This window comes from Micromonospora sp. NPDC020750, assembly GCF_044334565.1.
Classification (GTDB): Bacteria; Actinomycetota; Actinomycetes; order Mycobacteriales; family Micromonosporaceae; genus Micromonospora.
The window spans coordinates 576,337-597,481 of record NZ_JBIRTH010000005.1 but is presented as its reverse complement, the minus strand read 5'-3'; the positions used below and the strand labels follow the sequence as shown (position 1 = coordinate 597,481).

Below are 21,145 nucleotides of genomic sequence, written 5' to 3'. Positions count from 1 at the left end.
CGCTGCCGGTCGGCGGATCGGCAGCGCGCGTTTCTCTGTCACTCCTCGTCATCGGTGGCGGGTCGCACTGCCGGAATCGCCAGTACCTCGATCAGGTAGCGCAGCGCGCCGTTGATATCGGTACCTCGGCTGGCGGCTGTCCGCTCCAGCACGTCGTACACATCTGCGTCGACCTCGGTGTGTAGCCGGTGGGGTGCCGCACCCATCCACGTCCACCTTCGTCAGCCGATCAAGCCCGTCCCGTCCGGCAGCCTGGCGACCATGGCGAATGCCGCTGCGACGCGATCCGATCATGGTACGGAGGTAACCACTTTGGCCAACTGGGCGTCGGGTAGGTAGGGTATCCGGACCGTAGTGCGTCTGATGACGTCTGCTGCACCTGGATCCTGGTACCCCACGCTCGCCTCCATCTCGTATCGACGAGTCGAGATGGAAGAGCATCGTAATTACGGTAGTGCGCGTTTACCCAATACTCGCGTTAAGAGCTGACAGCGAGTATCTGCGGGCGCAGCCCAGCTAGAAACCGCTGTCCACCTCGGCGGGCTGGGAGCTACCATCAGTGCGTGAGTTGGACGTCAAGACAAATCGCGATGGACGAGCTTCATGTATTCGAGCCCGACTGGCTTACGTTGCGAAACGCGGGCGACGAGAACCCGTTCATGAGTGTTTCTGTTGAGCTCCTCAAGAGCTCGCTCGGTCTGGCCAGCGCGCTGGCCGGAATCGTGCCCGGGCAACCGCTCGGTCTGTACGCCGCGATCCGGTGCGGCCTACTGGTGCGTGCCTGCAAGTTGTGCACGGACCTACTGGCGGACGTGTGCGTGTTGAAGGGGCGCCAGCAGTTGGCCCTTAACCGGGAACTCATCGAAACGCTGGCGAACCTGTCCTACCTGTGCGGGGACGACGAGCACGGAATACGGCACCTCGCCTTCCTGCAGGACAGTCTTATCGCCGAACGCGAGTTCCTGAAGGTCGTTGAGCGCCAACAGGTGCTCAACGGCGGTATCGAACTCCCGATGGAGGCCCGCATACGCGTCTCTATCAACGAGACTGCTAAGGCAGCGGGAGTTGACCTCGATCAGCTTCCAGGCCGCCGCCGCATCAACTGGCCGTCCGCGTTGGATCGGATCGAGATGGCCTTCGGCGCGACGGCGTATCCGGCGTTTCGTGCCGGGTCCGGCGCCGTACACGGCACCTGGCACGACCTGCTGCGTAATCACCTCGTGCAGGTCGACGGCGGCTTCGAGCCCAACTTCCAGGCGGCGCGCCCGCGCCCCCAGCCGCTGCTGTCGGCCGCCATCCAGCTCACAACGACGGCGATCACCTATCTCCGCCGGCAGCCCGACGTGCACCAGCAGATCTTCAACCAGCCGCTGGCCGCCGCGCTGGGGTTCGCCTTGCGGGCTGACGACTTGCACGAGCGTTGGCTCTCAACTTGTGGCGGGCAGCACCACCGCGACCCAAGCGTCACGGGATAGTGCAGGGCGCAGCTGGATCGATGCGTTCGCCAGCACTGGCAGCATGCCGACGGCGCGACGCGCTGGGCGGCGGCGAAGTCCGCGTGGCGAGTTCCGGGGACTGGAGGCATAGTGTCCATAAGGCAGGAAGCGGCGATTCATCTCAAACCGCCTTTACTTGATCAATAAGATATCTAAGTAACAATACGTGAACCCCGGACGCCCTCAGCTCCTAGCTCGTTGGCCGACAGAGTGGAGGGCCGTGACGCCCGATAGCATGTGCCGTCCAAGCGACGGATGCTCGCGGGGGGACGCAGTGTACGGAAGGACTTGTCACCCTGATGAATCTGTATCGACTGCTGGCACAGCAACAGCACCAACATGGATCCCGACAGCCGGGTGCTGATGCGCGACCTGACGCGCCGAGACCTCGGCCGCGTCCTGGCCCTATGACGAGCCTCACCGCAACAGCCGAGACCACCGACGAAGAACGCGCCGGGGCCTTGTTGGGCTCCATCGCGCCATGATTCTCCCGATGCCGGCAATCCTCGTGGGAGACCGAGCAGATCCTCACGTCCAAGCGGTCGCTGAACTACTTCCCGCACGAGGCACGGTGGTCATCGACGCCACAACGCTGAGCGATGGTCTGAAGAGTCTGGACCCAATCCGTATGGTGCTGGTCGACGAAGCCGGCGGCACGGTCGATATTAGCCGTGATAGACCCGCTCGAGGCTGGCTTCGCCGACTCGCACCTGCTGGGTGGGACCATGGGACGATCCTCGGTGGACATGACGCCGCCGTGTTGTCCTCGCGACTGGTCCTCCTTGCTGCCCTATTGCGCGACCCTTCACTGACACTCGTGACGCCGGTTGACGAACTGTTCGCCGCTGAGAATAAGCTGGTGCAGTATCGCGCAGCTCGTGAGGCTGGCATCCGGTATCCGGCCACCCTGGTCAGCGGTGACGCAGCTGAGCTTGCGGAGCGATTAGGTGAGCCATTCGTCCTCAAGCCGTTAGGTCCCGGAAATTTCGAGGATCACGAACGCCAGAACGTGGTTTACGTACGCCCCGTTCATGCCGCCGACATCGTCGGTGCCGATCTGCTCGATTCCCCATTCCTCGCCCAGCAGTTCCTCCGTGCGCGGGTTCATTTACGGGTCGTGACGGTTCATGATCAGGCGTGGGTGACCGAACTCGACGGTACCGACGTGCCGGTCGACTGGCGTGAGCACCAACCCGCTCATCACGCTTTCAAGGTCTCTTCCGCGTGGACGGAAGTGGGAATCGCCGCCGTGCGACTGGCCGCCCACTTGGGCGTCGGGTTCAGCAGCCAGGACTGGGTTGTCGACAACGACGGCCCCGCATTCCTCGACCTGAACCCCGGCGGGCAGTGGCTGTTCCTACCCGGCAGCGCGACTACGGCCGTTGCTCGCGCCCTCGCCGACTGGCTGGCAGGACGGTAGTGCACGTCGTCAAGGGTCGGCTCGCCGAGGCGCGCGTCTACGGCTGGTATGTGCTGGCGGTGCTTCGACCGGGCGTCGAGGTTCCAACCTTCGGGCAACCAGTGTCGTTCACCGCAGACATCGAACGCTTCACGCCGGATGACCTCAAGATCATCGTGGAAGAAGGTCGCCGCCAGGTTGATCGCCAACTCGCAGATCTTGAGAAGACCCGGTCACGTGCCGCCACGCTGCTGACGATCGGTCTTGCTGAACTCGCGGTGCTGGCGACCAGCGCCAACCGTGTCTTTCTCTTCGGTGTTCCCGCGCGGGTCGTTTGGGCCATCAGCGCCCTGCTGGTGGTGCTTACTATCGGCGGTGCCGCGTCACTGCTTACCTCCCGCGCGGACTTTGGACGCCTGGAGACGCGGCAGCTTGCAGGTGGGCCGATGCCCGTGCTGCGTGAGGCGGCCCTCGGCTACGCCCACGCGGTGGGGTTGGGTGAGGAAACCGTCCGCACCCGAATTACCGTGCTTCGTGACGGTGTGTTACTAGCCGTGACAGCGGCGTTGTTGTATGCAGTGATCTGGCCGTTCGTCACGGCGGCGAAGACACAACCAAGTCCGGCCCCTTGGCCTTCATCCAACGGAGTGAGCACATGTCCCGGGACCTGTACACCATCCTTGCCAGATCGGCCGAGCCCGACGACGACCGCAACCCCCAACCTCGCCCCGACAAGCGCAACCCCCATACCGTCCTCACTCATGCGGTAGAGACGATCGACAACGACCGGGCAAACTACCTTCTGGGTACCATCGCAATCTAGATAGACAAGCTCGACTCCGAGACGTCCTTCTAGCGGCCGGCTGGCAGCGTCGCACAGCGGTCATGCTTCGCCGAGGTATCTACTGCGAGATTGTGGTGACCTACTCCGGCAGCGCTGGAGCCAATGCCTGCTTCAGCGGGACGATCCGGAGCAGCGCAGCAGTCATAACGATCAGGGTTTCGACCTCGTCCCGACTGTACTGGTAATCCTTAGTGCCTTGAAGGTGTACCGTGCCGCTTGCTTGGTCCTCCAGCGTCGCCCGGATTCGCGCCCACCGCTCACCAGCGGTCCACTGCTCCCTGTCCTTCTTGCCAGGCCAGGGCCAGCTCGTCTGCTGCTTGATTCCCTCCAGCGCCATGCGAACGTGAACCATCGCTGCACGAATCTCATTTCCGGCCAGTTGCCGCTGCGCCTCCCGCAAGAAGTCGGCTATGCCACGCAGGGGGTCGTCGTCATCCGGGAACGGCACGAAGGCTTCCACTCCGGCCGAGCGGCCGAGCGATTCGAGCTGCTGACGCCATCTGCTCTCAGCAACGCTGAGATACGTTGTTACGTCCGGGCAGCCGGCGAAGCCCGGAGCCCCTGGTAGGAAACCGCGGATCTGAAGCTCTAAGCGCAAGTCGCCGAGACGATTCTGTTCCAGCGCCAGCAAACTGCGGATTCGTCAAAAGGTACGTCAGCTCAACCCTCCGGACCTCGGCCGGCGCTCCGAACGCTACCGAGACGTTCTTTGACGCGAGGGGCGCGCGGGGACCGCTGGTAACTGGGGCGTACAGCGTCGTCTCTAGGTGAAGGAGTCGGCCCGCGTCCGCTACGACTTCAGGGTTTGCGAGGGCGAGCTGCGCCCGAACGCAGTGAGTCCCAAGCCCTCTGGAGATCCAAATGCTCTCTGGCTCAACGGTTGCGAGGTACGTGCCGAGACTTTTCTCGAACCTGAGCTGCTCCACGTGATGCCCTTCATCTGCGACGGATGCATCAGACCGACCTGTGACACTACCGGTTCTGGCGCTATCGGCTACTCCAGGTTCACGACCGTGAGTCGGTGGGCACTGGGCAGCGGTCAAATCACGGTCACTGTGCCGGATAGACCCCCCGTTTACCCCCCGAAAACCCCTACAAAGTGGCGACCGCCGGTGACAGGCGTCGACAAGCTGTGGACCAGGTTTGCGCAGGTAAACGACAACCTTTGGTGGTCAATGACAAGTACAAGAGCGTGACATTCGGTAAGCGTAGGTTCTGAGAGGGCGGTCCGAGGGTTTTTGAGTTGATCTATGGCTTGCATCCGGTTGGATGCCTTTCGGCAGGTTCGTCGTTGATAGTGATTGCTCGATGTTGTGGAAGGTGAATCCTGGTCGTGACCGTCGGGCGGCTGCGGCGTTAGGCCGGTCATGGGTGATCGAAAGCCATACCCCAGTGACGTCACCGACGAGCAGTGGGCGCTGATCGGGCCGTTCCTGGACGCGTGGAAGGCCAAGCGTGTCTCGGTCTCGGGCCATCGGGGCGACTACGACCTGCGGGAGATCGTGAACGCGATCTTCTACCAGAACCGGACCGGATGTCAGTGGGCGTACCTGCCGCACGACCTGCCCCCGAAGTCAGCCGTCTACTACTACTTCGCCCTGTGGCGTGACGACGGCACCGACCAGGTGATTCATGACCTGCTGCGCTGCCAGGCGAGGGAGAGGGCCGGCCGAGCCGAGGATCCGAGCGCGGTCGCGTTGGACACCCAGTCGATCCGCGCCGCCAACCACGTGCCCGCGGCCACGACCGGCAAGGACGCCGCGAAGAAGGTGCCGGGCCGTAAGCGGGGCCTGGCCGTGGACACCCTCGGCCTGATCATCGCGGTGGTGGTGACCGCGGCGTCAGTCACCGACAACGCCATCGGCATCCGACTGCTCGACAAGGTCACCGAGCACACCCCGACGGTGACCGGGCCTGGGTCGACGCCGGGTTCAAACAGGACATGGCGCTGCACGGCGCCGTGGTGGGCGTCGACGTCGAGGTCGTCAAACGCTCCGACACCAGGCCCGGGTTCGTACCGGTCCGCAAACGGTGGATCGTGGAACAGACCTACGGCACGCTGATGCTGCACCGCCGTCTCGTGCGCGAGTACGAGAGCCGGCCGGAATCGGCCGTGTCACGGACGCTGTGGGCGTCGACGGCGATCATCGTGCGTCGGCTGACCGGGACCAGCGCACCCTCCTGGCGACACCGGTGAACCTTCCCACGGTCCTCGACCTGATCGCCGAACGCGAGACCACCGCACGCCAGGACGCCGACCGGCTCCGTGGGCAGATCACCACACTCACCGCCGAACTCACCCGCGTCGACAGCGAACTGGCCGATCTGAAGGTCACCCGCACCACCCTGCGCACCCTCGCCGCCGCCGAGTTCACCGCCGACGACCCGACGATCGCCAGCGCCCCTACCAGCAGATTCTGGATGTCCTCGCCACCGCGCCCACCGGCATGCGAGCGAAGGGTATCTGCCTCGCGCTCGGCGTCGAGCCCTCACCGAAACACGTCGAAGGCGCCCGCGCGAAGCTGAAACGCATGGTCACCCGCCAGGTCCTGACCGAAGGCGAGCCCGGAGTGTTCACACTCGCCCCGAAACAGACCTAATCTTCCGAACCGCCCTCTGACAACGAATGACAAGGGACGAAGGATGCTCGACACGAGGTTCTCGTCGGTTCGAATCTCTTCGTTGAAAGGAGTGACCGGCTGCCCCTGAGCAGGAAACATGGCTGCCGAGACATGCGTCTTGGGCGGCGAAGGGACGCGTGTACTCAGGCTACGCCCCGGAGGCCCGGATCGCCACCGGCCACCCAACCGAGCTCTGGAAGCTGCTGTGTCCCAGGGGGCTGGCGGTCGAGATTCTCACAGACCGCCATCGGCGAGCATCCATACGCGTCGTAGTGGCAGCTGGGTTCGGATCTCCTCCGGGAGTCGGTCGTAGGTGCGTAGCACGGCGTCGACGACGTCTGTGGCTTCCCATACCCGTACCCGGAGATGCTGGTTCTTCAGCGCGTCGCGCGCCGGTTTGGACAGTCCTCCCCAGGCGACGAGCAATCCTTGGTCGGCGCCGTGGGTGGTCATGACGCCGTGGAGTTGCGTGACGATGGGGGAGCCGATTTGAGCGCCGGACTTGACCTGGGCGAGCAGGCGGGGGCTGTCGAGGCCGAGTGGACCGCGGCCGGCGGTGATGTCGATGCCTCCGTCAGGACCTGGTGGCGCCTGGGTGCAGTGGAATCCTTCGGCGGTCAGGATCGCGGTGATCAGGGTGGCCAGGCCGTGTCCGGCGAAGTCCTCCGCGATGCGAGCAGAGATCTGGTCGAGAGCGACTTGTTCGATGTCGGCGGCCAGTTCCGGCTCGTCGACGTCGGCTTGGGCCGTGGCGTCGCTGGCTGCTGCCGTTCTTGGCGTGATGCCGGTCAGTGTGGTGTTGCCGGGATCGGTTCCGTGTGCGAGGAGGTGTTCAAGGCGGGCGACCGCGTTGTTCTTGCTCGGCGCGAAGATTGACATTGCGCTGCCGAGGGTGAACAAGAGGTCCTGTTTGACTGCGGAGCGTGGCAGATCGGTGCGAACCCAGTCGACACGAACCACATGGCGCCGGTCGGGTTCCGGCTCGCCGGCGCGGTACTGGTAGGGGCTGGTTACCCGGCCGAGCGCGATTTGCTTGGTGGTCTTCAGCGGCATGATGAGCAGGTCGCCGGGCTGGATGCGGTGTCGCAATGCCCACAGCTGTCCGGTGAAGTTGTTGATTTTGCCTTCCGAGGCCCCGGGGACGACGGAGGACATCACTTTGGCGATGTCCTCTCGGCTCGTGCAGGAGGTGAGGTCCGGGACGGTCTGCCATCCGCCACCTGAGAAGCCAGTGGTGAGTGCCCACTGGTCCCGCTCGCCGTAGCGTCCCGACCGGATCACCCACGCATTGGTCATGCGCTCATTGTCCTTGAACCTGGACGGGCGCCGTAGACGGAGGTGGGGTGTCGGGGCGTCGAGGCAGCGGGCAGGCAGGTTAGCCGGCCGCAGGCTGCGGGTTGGCTTCGCGGTAGGCGTCGGTGAGGGTGTCCAGTAGGTCCTGGCTGACGTCCCGAGTGGAGTTGCCCTGTTTGATAAGGGCCCCGAGCGTGGCCTCCACCCTCGGCAGGGTGTTGGGGGCTCGGCGTTCGAAGGCGCTTCGCCAAAATTGCAGGTAGGCGGCTTTGGGGTCGGTGTAGATGCTCACCAGGCCACCTTGGCCGGGCAGGCGGGGCAGCAGGGTGGTGATGCCGGCCTTGCCGTGGTAGGTCTGCAACGCGACCAGTTTCTGCTGGCGGAGATGCTCGGCCCAGTCGGTTAGCCGGGTTAGCAGCTCACGCTGGCTGACCGGTGCTTGAGCGATGGCGGCGCGGAAGTCAGCAGCGCCGGGGACTAGCGAGCTGCTTTGCCGGGCGTTGGCGTCAGCCTGGGATAGCTGGCCTACCCGGCGGGCGGGTTCGACGCGCTGGGGTACCAGGATCCGGGAGCCGTTGACCTCGTAGGCGGCGACAGTGATCAGGTCGATCTGGATGCGGTCGGTCAGGGACTGAAGATAGCCGGAGGTCTGGGTCAGTTCGGGCGGGGCGTCGTCGAGCACCAGGACTAGCCGGAAGCTGCCCTCGCGGAGGCACTCGGTCAACCCGTCGTTGAAGGCATGTGGCTCGATGGCATGTTGCTGGTCGTCGGCCTCGACCGCAGCGAGGATGGTATCGGCACCACGATCGGCCAGGTGGCGAGCCAACACGTCCGTTTCGAGTTGGGTAGGTTGGAAGCCCTGGAGGTACGCGGCGTAGGACAGCACCTGTGCTACTACGGCCCGCCGGGCCTCACTGTTCGTAGCCAGCTTCACCTCAATGATCACCAAACGTCCGGACGACTCCACGGCGAGCAGGTCTACACGACCGCTACCCAGCGCAACCTCTCTACCGAGCACGGTGATCTGCGGGGCACCCGCCAGCGGTAACATCTGCGGCGCCTGTTGAACTAAATCGTGCAGCGAAGCCTCCGCCGGATAACCGCTCGTCGTCAGCAGCCGCCACGCCCCGCCCGGATTTTCCTCTTGCCAGATTGCAGCCACCGGTCGACGCTATCAATCACCTCGGATGCCGGGTGTCCCCGCGCGGCGTCGGCCGATGGCAGGAGACTCAGCGCGATCAGACCTGCACCCACAACGTCACTGGGGCCGACCCCATCGCCGACGACCTCCATCAATCCCTCGACCGCATCCACCAGGGGCACAGTGCACTAACTTGGCCCACTCGGGTCCGACGAGCCCTAATACAGCAGCGACACCCGCTGCCCCCGGCGCAATACATCCTCAAACTGCCCCCTCGGGAACGCCTGGCAATCGCGGCTGACCTGCCCAATTGATAGGCGGGCGGGTCGTCCCGCGTGCGCGTCGGGCGCTGACGCTGCGGGGGCGGCCCGACCGTCAGCCCGTTTCACCCGGCACATCAGGTTGAGCGCTCGGGCTCCAGCTGCGGTTTCGCGGGCTTACCGAGCTGGCGATCGATCAGACGGGGTTCGCCGAGCCAGGCGCCCAGCAGTACGTCACGCGGCACTTGGCGTCCGGGGTAGCGGAGGTACAAGGCTACGCCCACGATGTCGTCGAGCGGGCCGATGACCGGGACGAACTCGGGGATCAGGTCGATGGGGCTGGCGACCCAGAGCCCGGCGAAGATGGGCGGCGATCCTCAACCGACGCGGTACGCGGGGGTCTCTGTGCAGCCGGTACGTGTGAAACCGCCGCGTTGTCGCCCGCTGTCAGGAGGGCAGCGGCGGGCTGGCCCGCTGCCCTAGGCTCCAAGCCTATGGAGATGTCCCGGGCGCAGCTCGAGAACTGGCTCAGCTGCGTAATCTGGCGCACCGTCACGGGTGACGGGGAGCTATTCGATTATCACTCCAGCGAACGTTCGGTTATGTTCCGGATTGGTCACTACTTGGCGATGGGTATCGAAGCGCATCTCGGCCCGGAATGGCACGTGGATGTCGAGTATAACCGGCAAGGTGACCAAGGTACACCCAAGAAGGCGTGGAGTCTCCGCCGAAGCGAAAAGGACAGAGCCCGCTCGGTTCTACCCGATCTGATCGTGCACCGCCGCGGCCTGCGCGGGCGCGAGTCAAACCTGCTGGTTGTCGAGGCGAAGAAGCCCGACTGCCCCGGCACCGATGCGGACTACGACCGCAAGAAACTGCAGGCGTACCTTGACGAGCACGGTTATCAATACGCTGTGTTCCTGAACCTGGGCCGCACGCCGACGTGGGAGTGGTTAAGCGACGATCAGTCTGTGCTCACTGATGTGAAGCGCCCCGACCCATTCCGTCCGGCATAGCCGCACCGCCGCCCGACGATCGCCACGACCTCGAGCCCGACACCGCGCAACTCCACCCAAGTGGGGAGCAGGTTGGTGCCCGTCCTGACCCTGCTTCATGGGTCGAGCACACCCCTGACCGCATTGGGTCAGTGGGCTGAGCCGTATCGATGCGTTGGAGGAGCATGGCGATCTCCACCGGGAGGGATCATGGCAAGCTTCGGGTGCCTGCGGCCCATGACCGCGTCGGTGTGCTCGCCGCTGCAAGTACCAGGATGAGTCGTCCTATCGCATTGTCGGTCTGCCCCTGAAGGGCAGTCACCCGGGCTGACGGCTGCGAGTCGACATCTTCCCCAGTACGAGGTCGACGACATCCTGAAAGCCAACGCAGCCTGACTGGCATCGAGAGTTGATAAGGCGCGAGCGGTTCCCGGTCTTACGGTAGAGACGAGAGGCCGAGCACTTGACGCCCGCGCTGGCGCATGCCAAGTCGACAGCGACCCCGTACGGTGTGTCTGACCACAAAACGCCGCAGGCGCGACGCCCGACAAGCTCATGACCCGCTCGTCATCGGCGCGGCATCGCTAGCTCGGCTGTTCGCGCGTCCAAGGCCAGGTAGGTGTCCTCGGTCGCCGCTTCCAGTACATTCTGTTCCGGTTCTGGGGTGAGTCGCGCTGGACGGTCGATCAGCGACCACCAGTTGCGGCTCTGCGCCGATTCGAACGCTTCGCGCGTACGGTATCGTGCCTCGGACCTGCCCACCTCCTGGTAGAGCAGCTGCCTCCGTGCGGCATTGATCTGATCAGCGACATCGTCAGCCTGGTCGCGGCGTGGGCGCGGAATTTCCTGGTCCACCATCACCGCGATCTGCTCCTGTTGCAGCGCGAGTTCTTCGCACGCAGCGTACAAGCGCCGGGACATGCCGAGGACGAGGTCGGTGCCGGGTACGGCGCCGGTGAGCATGTCGAGCCGATGCTCGCCAGGTCGTTGTAAATAGCTCGGATCTTGGCGGGCTCGCTGACGCTCCACCTGTGTGGACTCGTCGTCCTCGAGGAGCGTGACCGTTGCGGCGCTGCCGCGCCGGCTGCGCCGATCCTCGACACCCGGTCCGATCGGAAGAACCCGAAGTGAATCCGTCGGCAACGCCCGCAGCGAAAAGTATGTCAACATGCGTGACTGCGCCAGCACGAGAATTCGATCGGTCTCTGCGGCCTCGGCCTGCCCCGGCCATGGGGACATCCCTGGGTCATGATTCTCGACGTCGATTGTCATGAACAATCGATCGGTGAGGCTGGTGCCGCACAGGACTTTGACGTGCGGCCCCGTCATCAGGTCGGGCCGGCAGAGCTGCGCCGCGCCTTCGCGTAGACGAGGTAGACCGAGCCGGCGTCCTCCTTTAGCCTCGACGATCCAGGGGAGCCCGGTCGCGGGGTGATATCCGATGAGGTCTGGCAGGCCGAGCGACGGGGTCCACGCAGGTCCATGCCCGACTGGGGCCCGAGCCTCCGCGTGTAGCGTCGGCCCCAGGCCCATCAGTCCACGGCAGGCCCACTCTGCCATCGTCATCCCGATGCGATATCCGAACGCGGACTGGGCTGTGTCCTCCGTACCGCTTGTGTAGATAACGTTCGGTTCGACGATGTGCCGGGCAAGCGTACCTGCGGACAGAATCTCGCTGCGACACAGATAAGCGACCAGCGGCGATCTGCGAGCCACGATCTCGGACCAGGCAAGTGCCGGTACGGCGGTGAGCCATGCTGTCGGATCCCTGCCCACCGACAGCGCCGCGTCGAGAACATCCCGCCAAGTTGTGGTGACGAGGTAATCGCCGCTGGCCGGGATTTGCGACCCATGGCCTGGCCAAGGATGCCATACGCTGGCAACCCGCGAGGGCATAGGTCGACGTGCCGGTTTAAGATCCGGGCCTGACCAGCGTATGAAGACCGGGACGTCGAACGAGTCCTTGGCGGCGATGGGGCTTCCCGAGGCTCCCGGCGGCGGCAACATCCCTGCATGATCGCAGGAGTTGACCGTCGTGTGTGAAGTCTCGTTTCTTGGGGCGATCTCGTGGCGGTCGCCGCCGGCCGTCTCGTCGATGTCGACGAGGTCCGCCGCGGTGGACTGGTTCCGACCGATGGGTCCAGCGTGTTGGGCGTCAACGTGATCGATCATCTTCGCCCGGGGCGGGCTACACCTGTGAAGCATTGGTCTCACGCAACCCTGGCACCCAGGTGCTGCGGTGACCGGATATGCTGTCCGGCAAGTGTCCATTCCTCGGGGTGGCGTCTGACCGTCTGGCGATGCTTCACGGCGAACTCCGGATCCGACTACCGGATGAGCCACCTATAGATTTGCCAGACGGGAACACGAGCCGAATACATTGCGGTACCTACACAGAGGGGTCTGCTGCACCGGTAGGTGACAGTTTCAGTCACGCGGCCTGACTGGCCGGTGGGGTCATGATGGTCTCGTACTCGATAGGGGTCAACCGGGACAGGGATCGCTGTCGTCTGCGGCGGTGGTAGGTCCGTTCGATCCAGGTCACGATCGCGGTCCTGAGTTGCTGGCGGGTGGTCCAGGTTCGCCGGTCGAGGACGTTGTTCTGCAGCAGGCCGAAGAACGATTCCACGGCGGCGTTGTCGCCGGCGGCACCGACTCTGCCCATCGACCCGGTCGTGTGATGCTGGTTGAGGGCGCGGATGAGTTTCCGGCTGCGAAACTGGGACCCGCGGTCGGTGTGTAGCACGCAGCCGGGCACCGGGCCGCGTCGGGCTACGGCGTTGTGTAACGCGGTGGCGGCCAGCCGGGACTTCATCCGTGAGTCGATGGAGTAGCCGACGATCCTCCTCGACCACACGTCCTTGACCGCGCACAGGTAGAGCTTGCCCTCGGCGGTGCGGTGTTCGGTGATGTCGGCCAGCCACAACCGGTTCGGGCCGTCGGCGGTGAAGTCCCGCTGGACCAGGTCGTCGTGCACCGGCGGACCGACCTTGCCACCCTTGCCGCGCCTCTTGCGTTTGCCGAAGGCACTCCACCAGCCGTTACCCGAGCAGATCCGCCACGCGGTGCGATCAGCCATCGCCTGCCCGGCGGCGCGGGCCTCATCGACCAGGAACCGGTACCCGAACTCCGGGTCATTGCGGTGGGCGTCCACGAGGGCGTTCGCCCGGTAGGCGGCAACGAGTTCGGCGTCGCCCACGGGCTGGGCGAGCCACCGGTAGTAGGGCTGACGAGCGATGTTCAACACCCGGCACGTCACCGCGACGGGGATCCCGTCGGCGGCCAGCTCGTTCACGAGCGGGTAGAGCCTTTTCCGGCAGGTTCGCCTGTGACAGGTAGGCAGCGGCCCGGCGCAGGACCTCGTTCTCCTGTTCGAGGAGCTTGATCCGTTTGCGGGCCTCGCGCAGCTCGGCTGACTCGCTGCCGCTGACGCCCGGTCTGGTTCCCGCGTCAACGTCGGCCTGGCGCAACCACTTGAACAACGTCATCGGGTGGACTCCGAAGTCCTTCGCGATCTGCTCGACCGTCACGCCAGGATCCCCGGTCACGGGCCACCCGCACGACGTCATCGCGGAACTCTCGGGGGTAGGGCTTGGGCACAGCGACATCCTTCCAGCCCGCCACCAGGGCAAGCCATCTCAGATGTCACCTACCGGTGCAGCAGACCCGCTGACCGCCCAGGAGCTTGAGCTACACGGTGGCGATTTGGAGCAGCGACAGCAGGCTTGGCGGTACGCACTCAGTACCGCCGGCGACGATCGCAGCCGCGCGTCATGCATCCTGCGCCTGGCTGAACTCGGTGTCTGGCCGATCGCGGAGGCCGACGACCTGCTCGCCCGATCAATCACTCCCGAGTGGACGTATTGCCTGGCCGAGGTCGTCGCCCAAGCCGCGATGGGCGACCCTGACGGGGCGCTACCGGTATTACGCGACATGGCACAGGACCGCGTCCTCGCCGCAGTGCACCTGGTCATGCTGCTCGACCGGCACTACGGCGGCGCAGCGGCGGCGCAGGAATGGCTGCAGCAGTACAACCGGTGGCACGACGCCCTGCTCGCCGAGGTCATCCCAGAGGCCCTATGGACATCTGGCGGCGTTGACGACACGCCGTCTCTCGTCGCCGATCTACTGGCCGACTCGCGCCTGTCGGGCGACACCCGCGCTCGCCTGCGCCGCCAGCTCGTTCACCACCTCCGGGAGCGCCAAGGCTGGAACCGCCTCATCCGAGTATGCCGGGCAGGACTACGGGAACGCTCCGATGCCTACCTGGCCTGGAGCCTGGTCCAGGCACTGCACGCCACACACAATGTCCCGGCAGCGCGGGAGGCCCTGGGTCAGTACTGCCCCGCCCCGGAAACCGAGCAGCAGGCGCGGCTCTGGGGCCAACTACACATGGGCCTCGACCTCACCGACCAGGACGCCGATATCGCGGCAGACCTTGCCGAGCGGTACCGGGAGGCGCCCGGCATCGCCGCAGGGCTCACCGCGTTGCTGCGCCGAGAGCAGTACCGCCGTCAAAGAGACGGCGCACCGGAGTGGCCACAGCCGCTGCTCGACCGGATCCGGGCGCTGTCGGACACGGTGTACGACGGCGCGGACCCGGACACGCTTACCCACAACATTATGGCCGAGCGGCTTGGCCAGATCGGCTACCAGCGACTGGAAGAACTCCGTCGACAGGTGCAACAGGGTCGACAGCCCCTCGCCGCGCTGGCGTCGCTGGCGGGTAGCCCGTACGGCAAGATGTTGTTGCTGCGTACGGCCGGCATGACGGTGGCCACCGACCCCGAGCCGGGAATCGCCGCCGTCGGAGAGGCGACCGCGCGCCAGGCCCTCGACCAGCGCACGGTCGTAGTGGACCAGTCGGCCTTGTATGTGCAGCAACTACTCGGCCGCCAAGGTGAGCTGCTGCGGATCCGCTTCGCGCATCTGCACGTACCAGCCAGCGCCGCCGCCGACGCCATACGCACTCGCGATAGCGTGTGGGCCACCACCGCCACCAACGTCGTCTTCGGCGTGTACAACGGAAAACTGCGCCGCGAGGAGATCCCCGCCGCGCGCCGTGCCACGCTACGTGCCCAAGCGATGGACCTCGAACGGATCACCACACGGTTGACCCATCACGACGTCGAGTCCAGCCGCGGTCCAGCCCACGATGCCGTTGAACTGGCCCACCGCCTCGGACTGGCTCTATATGCCGACGACGTCGCGCTGCGCCAGACCGCTCGCGCACGAGGGGTCCCCACCTTCGGAACCACCGACCTGGTCGCCGCGGCCGGGTGCCCGATGGACCAAGCGGTCGAGATGACCCGTCTGCTCGCGGCCGAGTACGTCGTCGACCTTCCGCTCAGCGGCGACGACCTCGCGTCCGTCGAAACCGACGGTGAGTGGCAAGGCGCCGGACTGCTCAACATCAGCCGCAACCAGTGGTGGAAGCGCGCCGACGACCACGGCATCACCGTCTGGCGTTCCGTAGCGCTCAAGGCTGCCCAGGTATCAGGGGACAACCTCGTCCTCGTCACGAAGTACGCGCTGCAGGGCGCCCTGGACTGTCCTGCAGGACAACGCACACAGCGGTACCAGCAGGTCGTCGTTGCCGCACTCGATGCAGTTCACGAGGGCGGCGTGCCAGCACCCCACAACTATTTTGGTCAGCTCGTCGAGGTAACGGTCGACGGCGTCGCTCCGACGCCACGCTTTGTCTACCATTCGCTGGTCGGTGCGCTGCGCGATCGCGGAGTCGACAATCCACATGCTGTGGCAGCTTCTCTGATTCCAGAGATCGCCACCGATGCGGAGACCTGGCGTTAGGTACCGAAACACCGCGCGGATGGGAAACGTAATCCGTGACTAACCGATCTCGACATCGCGTGCCGTGTCGGTGCCGATGCACCAGAGCAGGCATGTACCCTACATGCCCCTGACGCGCTAAGGACAACAGGTGACACACAAAGACGAAGTCGCAAGGTGGACGCACATGTGGGCAGCTGCTGCCGTCCACCTGTCTCAGCAACTGGAGTCGATCTGGGACGATGAGATGATCGCGACCTCCATTGGCACCCGCGACGCCCTTTCGCTAGTTCTTGTCGACGCCATCCGCAATGTCCAGCGCGGCGCTGAGAAGGTGTGCGGGAAGGGCAGTGCGGCCGTTAGTACGTTCGTGGCCTCGCAACCAACACTCAAGGAGCTGAGGGATCGGTTCGAGCATTTCGACGCCTATGTGGTGGGCGATGGACATGCCCAGCGAGGCAAGGGACAACCTCCACTGATCTTAGACGTACCAAGTGGTATCGAGGTTTCGGCAAGTCAGGGTGGTGGCGATGGCAGCCATATCATCGTGGTGAAGGTAAGCGAGAAATTTGGGCCAAGGGAGTATCTATTTTCATCTCGTGCCGCGACCGATGCTGCACGGGTGTTGGCTCGTGAAACTGTGCGCGCGGCGGGCCTTCTAGACGAGCGCCACAAGAAAAAATGCAAGACGTGTCCGGAATCGCTCCCGCAGCCTGACATCGCAACACAGAAATAGTGGCCGACAGTGTCAGGCCTGACGTCAGTAGAAGTGGGCTACTGTCGCAGCCCGTGGAGGAGGTCCGTGACCGAAATGAACGGGTACGATCCGCCAACTTAATCAGTAAAAGAAATCCGCTGCCTTCGGTCCTGCATCACGACGCAGACAATATTGATGCCGTCGACTTCAAGGCGTTAACGCTGAGGTGCGCTGAGAGCGGGTAGACGAGTGCGCTCCGTTTTCTAGGGCGTCGGCTCTGCCCTCAAGCGGTACGCCCCGACTGGCGCAGTCGTTGGCAGGCCGCAGCTGATATTTCCGTGATTGGCTCCAGGGATTGCCATTCCCGAATCTCGGTCTCGATTGATCTCAGGCACGCCCGCGTCGTCGAGCATGGCGAAGAACTCGGCGATGCGCCCGTGTCGGGCGTACGGGCTGGTGGTCGTGAAGATGATCCGCTGGGCAGCGCGGGACAGCCCTACGAAGAAGGTGGAGGTCGATTCGATGGGATCTCGAGCGTGTGCCCACCATTGTTGGTCATCGAGGCCAAGGAAGAACACGGTGTGGTATTCCAGGCCCTTGGCACGGTGGGCGGTCAACAGGACGACCGCGTCGGAGCACTCGAACTGATCGGCCGCATCAGTCCAGTTGGTGCTCGTCGAGATCACGGTAGCAAGCCGGGCCTGGAATGCGTCGGTGACGAGGTGCAGTTGCTCGCCCGGCGTTGCCGACTTGACGTATCGGCGCAGCGCGGCCACGTCGAGCATGCCGAGCAGGAAGCTGGCCACGTCGTCGGCAGCAGTCTGTTCTGGTGGATGGGCCCTGAGCCAGGCTCGCAGGCCGACGATCAACGTGGACAAGTCGTCACCGACGCGCCGTTGCGCCGTGGTGTCGCCCTCGGCGCCGTGGATCCGGGTCAGGGTCGCCAGCACCTCGCGCCACACCTTGGGTAGTCCCCGTGACTGGTCGGCCAGCCGTAGCAGGCCAAGCAGCAGGCGGGCGATCTCGTGTTTCAGTAGATCCTGCAAACGCATCGTGGCGACCAGAGCGTCGTCGTTGCGCACGTTGATGCCGTGGCGGGACAGCTGCGTACGGAACCGGGTCTCGAAGTCGGCGATCTTCTGCCGGGCCAGCAGGGCGAAGTCCGCCGGTGCCCGGCCAGAGGCAGCGATGTCACCGGCGATCCAGTCCGCGATGACGGCGGTCTCCCGGTCGAGGCTGGAGAAGGTCCACACTTCGGCGGGGTTGCCGTCGATGTCGTTGTCGGCCTTCGACATCACCGGTACCGCGTTGGGGTCGAGTTTGGTGGCGATGACGTGCTGTACGTCGACCAGGGCTTTGGTAGACCGGAAGTTCCACCTCAGCGGGTGAGTGGTCGCGTCGAAAGCTTCGGCGAACCGATCGAGGGCCTTGGGTAGCGCGCCGGCCCAGCCCATGATGCGCTGTTTGCTGTCGCCGACCGCAGTGGCCGTGGGACCGCCGGCGAACACCGAGACGAGGAACGAGAACTGGGCGCTGGTGGTGTCCTGGAATTCGTCGACAAACACATGCGGATAGGTCATGCGCAGTGCCCGCCGCAGCTTCGGCACGCACCGGACGAGCAGTTCGGCCAGCCGGTTGAGCATGACGAAATCCACCCTTGCCGGGCCGCGCCCGAAGTAGCGTAGGCGCCACCACTGCAGCGCCGCATACGCGGCGGCGTCGTCCGGGTCGGCGTCCGGCGCTGTGACCGGCAGGTCCCAGCTGCCGACGGTGTCGGCGATAAAACTGCTCGCGTGCAGCTGGGCAACCTGGAGACGTATCGGTCGCGGAGCAGCCGGGATGATGTCGCCAAAGAATGCCTCGACCTGACGTTCGGAGGCATAAGAGATCTCGTACCCGTGCGGCATCCGCCATCTGTCGGGCAACGCGGAGGCGAACCGGTCGACTAGGCCTTTGGTGAACGCGTCGAAGGTCATGGACACGAAGCGGTCGGCGTGTTCGGGAACACGGGCAGCGACCCGCCGGCGCAGATTGGCGGCGGCGTCACGCTTGAACGAGATCGCCAGGATGCGCTGCGGCCACGGGCAGCTGCCCGTCTGCAGCAGGTAGGCGGCTTTCTGGGCGAGGAACTCGCTCTTGCCGGCACCGGGCCCGGCGACCACTGCGGTGTTTCCTTCGTGGTACAGCGCTCGCCAGGCGGCCGGTTCCAGGTCATCGATCCCGCTCGGCCGCCAGTCGGCGGCCGGGATCAGCACAGTAGGCCGCGTCGTCGTCGGCGTGCTCGCCTCGCCGGCGTCGTCGGCGTCGGGTCGGCTCATAGGCCGACCCGGCGGCGAATGTGTCTGATCAGGGCGGTGAGGACCTCCGGGGCGCCGTCACGCAACTGTTCGTCGGTGAGGCGGCCTAGTGCCCGCAGATGGCTGCTCGGCTTCGAGTGGGTCAGGAAGAGGTAGCGGTACCAGCGCAGGCGCGGGGCACGATGCGGTTGTTGCCAGAATGCCTCGTCGCTGCTCTCGTCGCCGATGACGCGGGCCAGCGCGTCGCTCGGGTGCGGTCCGGTCTCGCCGGGTTCGAGCTTCGTGTATGCCGCATGGAACTTGGCCAGCATGATGTAGTCGAGATCGAGCGGCTTGGCATAAAAGATTCCGAATGTGCGCAGGTGCTTGATGATCGGCCACAGTTCGGTGAGTTTCAGGCCGTCGTCAATGTCATCGATGTCGGCGTAGTCGTCCAGGCCGGCGAGTGGATCGATGCCGTTGGCGAGGAGCCGGTTGCAGGCGTCGCGCAGCCGGGCCGGGCCTGCGCCGGTGCGGCCGTAGTCGAGGTCCAGCAGCGTCGCGTGCGGGATGCCCAGGTCGTTGAGCAGCTTCCACATGTGGTTGGTGTGCCGGCCGCCGAGCGGCACTAGCGCGACGAAGGAGGGGTCGAGGTCGACGCCTTGGGCCTGGGCGATGCGGGGGATGACTAGCTGTTCGGTGTCGCCCTCGCCGAGCACGACGAACTTGGCGAAGTACAGCTCGGGGTGTGCGCGTACCGCCTCGCGAATGTACTTGCCGGCTTCGGTGTCGTCCGGGGGGAGCGTGATCGGGCGTACCGATGATGTGGCCGCGGTCGGGTCGTTGCGGAAGTAGCGCAGGTCTTCCGGTTCGATGCGGGTCAGCACGCTGGCGGAGTGGCTCGACAGGATGGCCTGGGCCGCTCCGCCGGCGGCAAGGTCCTGCAGCTGGCTGACAATTCGAGACAGGAAGAACGGCGACACGCTGTTCTCCGGCTCCTCAACGCCGACCAGCGTCAGGTTCGGCAGCTGAGACGCATCCAGCGTGAAGTCCGCCCCGTGGGCGCGGTCACAGACTGCGGCTTCGACGTCCAAAGCGGTTGCCGTCAGCCCGAGGTGCAGCAGCGACCGTTGCCCGTCGCTGAGCAGGCGAGCGGGCCGGGCGCGTCCGGTCGGATCCGGTTCGAAAACCAGCTCAGTGTCACGGACGAGCTGATCGAAATCGTCGTCAAGCAGGCGCAGTTTCGGGACCGCGTGCGTCCCCGCATCGTGCAGCTGGCGCCACCGCGATCCCAGCGCGTCCACGACAGCCTTTACGACCGGCTCGGCTGTGAACTGCTGCGCTACCTCCGCGGCGTGCTTCCCTACCATGGTCCGCAGCTCGGCCGACCATTGCGCGGCCCGCCACAGCCTGCTGCCCAGGAACGCGGTCATCTGGCGGGCGCCGTCACGCGACGCCGGGATGTAGATCATCTGGATACGGCTGCGTTCCGCCGGAGGAAGCGGTGCGTAGTCATCCTCACCGTAGTCTTCGGCCAACGTGCTCACGACGATACGAGTCTCCGTGATCGTGCCGTCCACGGTGCCGTCATCTTCCCATGTGGCCTTCAGGACGATGCGGACCTTCAACTCGCCGTTGTCATCGGCAGCCATCCGCGAGAAGAATTCCGGAACCGCCCGCCTGCCGACGGTCGCAGGTTCTGAGGTTCGGCCGCCCTCTACCTGGCCGGGATCCTCGTCGTGGCTCTCCTCGTCGTCGGCGAGTTCTCTGTTGACGCCCTCCTGAAGATCGGTTACCTCGTCGGCCCCGGCATCCGTATCGTCGGTCTGTTGATCGTCCTCATCGAGCTCCGGGAAGGCGAGCACCACCTCGATCGTCAAATCGCGGCTGGTGGCAGCTTCGGACTCGTTGACGGGGACGTGGAAATCATCTACGCGTACGGCACGTTCCCGGCCGGTGATCCCGAACAGCCGCAGCAGCGCCTCGCAGGCAGCGGTCTTCCCGCTGCCGTTGGTACCGATGAATGCGGTCAGGTCCGGCCCCAGGTCGATCGTGGTGCGGCCCGGCCCGAAGCACTTGAAGTTCTCCAGCACAAGCGTCTCGATGTACATCCTTCACTTCCCCGCACGACGAGATCGAGGGCAGCGCCATTGCGCCGATCAGAGTATCTGCCACGGATGATCTTCGTTTCGGGATAGTGGCATCCCACTGTGAGCGAGAGGGCTCAGTCTGTGGGCCGTCGGCGACTGATCGACCCTGCTGGCCTGAGGGCGCTGGACGTTGCTGCCCAGCGCCCTCACCCACCGGAATCTCTCACAACCGTCTCACGGACG

The 21,145-nt window shown here is 65.1% G+C and carries 14 protein-coding genes and 3 pseudogenes; 8 read left to right on the top strand and 9 right to left on the bottom strand.

Annotation, left to right across the window (positions count from 1 at the left end):
* Window positions 1–38: 38 nt before the first annotated feature.
* Window positions 39–206: a hypothetical protein gene (locus ACH4T9_RS19030; protein WP_396672127.1), complete on the bottom strand. Its 168-nt coding sequence runs from the start codon at window positions 204–206 to the stop codon at window positions 39–41.
* Between the two features lie 357 nt (window positions 207–563).
* Between ACH4T9_RS19030 and ACH4T9_RS19025 the strand changes: the two genes are divergently transcribed.
* From ACH4T9_RS19025 to ACH4T9_RS19015, 3 genes are all read left to right on the top strand, one after another.
* Complete coding sequence (locus ACH4T9_RS19025; protein WP_396672128.1) at window positions 564–1,475, top strand: DUF5677 domain-containing protein; 912 nt, start codon at window positions 564–566, stop codon at window positions 1,473–1,475.
* 592 nt (window positions 1,476–2,067) lie between these two features.
* Window positions 2,068–2,916 carry a hypothetical protein gene (locus ACH4T9_RS19020; RefSeq protein ID WP_396672129.1) on the top strand — a complete coding sequence of 283 codons (849 nt, stop codon included), beginning with the start codon at window positions 2,068–2,070 and terminating at the stop codon, window positions 2,914–2,916.
* The gene (locus tag ACH4T9_RS19015; protein ID WP_396672130.1) at window positions 2,916–3,665 is read left to right on the top strand and encodes a hypothetical protein; all 750 of its coding nucleotides are present in this window, start codon (window positions 2,916–2,918) and stop codon (window positions 3,663–3,665) included. Before ACH4T9_RS19020 ends, ACH4T9_RS19015 begins: the two co-directional genes overlap by 1 nt.
* Before the next feature lie 153 nt (window positions 3,666–3,818).
* On the opposite strand, the gene ACH4T9_RS19010 is transcribed toward ACH4T9_RS19015, so the two are convergent.
* Entirely contained in the window at window positions 3,819–4,370 is a 552-nt protein-coding gene (locus tag ACH4T9_RS19010) for a hypothetical protein (protein WP_396672131.1), read from the bottom strand.
* A gap of 736 nt (window positions 4,371–5,106) precedes the next feature.
* Between ACH4T9_RS19010 and ACH4T9_RS19005 the strand changes: the two are divergent.
* Window positions 5,107–5,936 (top strand): annotated as a pseudogene (locus ACH4T9_RS19005) (IS5 family transposase).
* Window positions 5,933–6,339: pseudogene (locus ACH4T9_RS19000) on the top strand (hypothetical protein). The pseudogenes ACH4T9_RS19005 and ACH4T9_RS19000 overlap by 4 nt, the downstream one beginning before the upstream one ends.
* Window positions 6,340–6,594: 255 nt before the next feature.
* Here ACH4T9_RS19000 and ACH4T9_RS18995 read toward each other — a convergent pair.
* The 3 genes from ACH4T9_RS18995 to ACH4T9_RS18985 form a co-directional block, all read right to left on the bottom strand.
* Window positions 6,595–7,656: a restriction endonuclease gene (locus ACH4T9_RS18995; protein WP_396672132.1), complete on the bottom strand. Its 1,062-nt coding sequence runs from the start codon at window positions 7,654–7,656 to the stop codon at window positions 6,595–6,597.
* Window positions 7,657–7,735: 79 nt separating this feature from the next.
* Window positions 7,736–8,815 carry a hypothetical protein gene (locus ACH4T9_RS18990; protein ID WP_396672133.1) on the bottom strand — a complete coding sequence of 360 codons (1,080 nt, stop codon included), beginning with the start codon at window positions 8,813–8,815 and terminating at the stop codon, window positions 7,736–7,738.
* 376 nt (window positions 8,816–9,191) lie between these two features.
* Window positions 9,192–9,380: a hypothetical protein gene (locus tag ACH4T9_RS18985; RefSeq protein WP_396686848.1), complete on the bottom strand. Its 189-nt coding sequence runs from the start codon at window positions 9,378–9,380 to the stop codon at window positions 9,192–9,194.
* Between the two features lie 168 nt (window positions 9,381–9,548).
* Between ACH4T9_RS18985 and ACH4T9_RS18980 the strand changes: the two genes are divergently transcribed.
* Window positions 9,549–10,070 (top strand): hypothetical protein, encoded by a 522-nt coding sequence (locus ACH4T9_RS18980; RefSeq protein WP_396672134.1) that lies wholly within the window; start codon window positions 9,549–9,551, stop codon window positions 10,068–10,070.
* Between the two features lie 546 nt (window positions 10,071–10,616).
* Here the strand turns inward: ACH4T9_RS18980 and ACH4T9_RS18975 are convergent.
* Entirely contained in the window at window positions 10,617–12,221 is a 1,605-nt protein-coding gene (locus ACH4T9_RS18975; RefSeq protein WP_396672135.1) for a hypothetical protein, read from the bottom strand.
* A 259-nt stretch (window positions 12,222–12,480) separates the two neighbouring features.
* Window positions 12,481–13,649 (bottom strand): annotated as a pseudogene (locus tag ACH4T9_RS18970) (IS3 family transposase).
* Between the two features lie 105 nt (window positions 13,650–13,754).
* Between ACH4T9_RS18970 and ACH4T9_RS18965 the strand changes: the two are divergent.
* Together ACH4T9_RS18965 and ACH4T9_RS18960 are read left to right on the top strand one after the other, a co-directional pair.
* Window positions 13,755–15,860 (top strand): hypothetical protein, encoded by a 2,106-nt coding sequence (locus ACH4T9_RS18965; protein WP_396686841.1) that lies wholly within the window; start codon window positions 13,755–13,757, stop codon window positions 15,858–15,860.
* Between the two features lie 130 nt (window positions 15,861–15,990).
* Window positions 15,991–16,575 (top strand): hypothetical protein, encoded by a 585-nt coding sequence (locus tag ACH4T9_RS18960; RefSeq protein ID WP_396672136.1) that lies wholly within the window; start codon window positions 15,991–15,993, stop codon window positions 16,573–16,575.
* 224 nt (window positions 16,576–16,799) lie between these two features.
* On the opposite strand, the gene ACH4T9_RS18955 is transcribed toward ACH4T9_RS18960, so the two are convergent.
* Both ACH4T9_RS18955 and ACH4T9_RS18950 read right to left on the bottom strand, forming a co-directional pair.
* Entirely contained in the window at window positions 16,800–18,854 is a 2,055-nt protein-coding gene (locus ACH4T9_RS18955; RefSeq protein ID WP_396672137.1) for a UvrD-helicase domain-containing protein, read from the bottom strand.
* Window positions 18,851–20,923, bottom strand: coding sequence for an ATP-dependent nuclease (locus ACH4T9_RS18950; RefSeq protein ID WP_396672138.1), 2,073 nt, complete (start codon window positions 20,921–20,923; stop codon window positions 18,851–18,853). The genes ACH4T9_RS18955 and ACH4T9_RS18950 overlap by 4 nt, the downstream gene beginning before the upstream one ends.
* Between the last annotated feature and the right edge of the window lie 222 nt (window positions 20,924–21,145).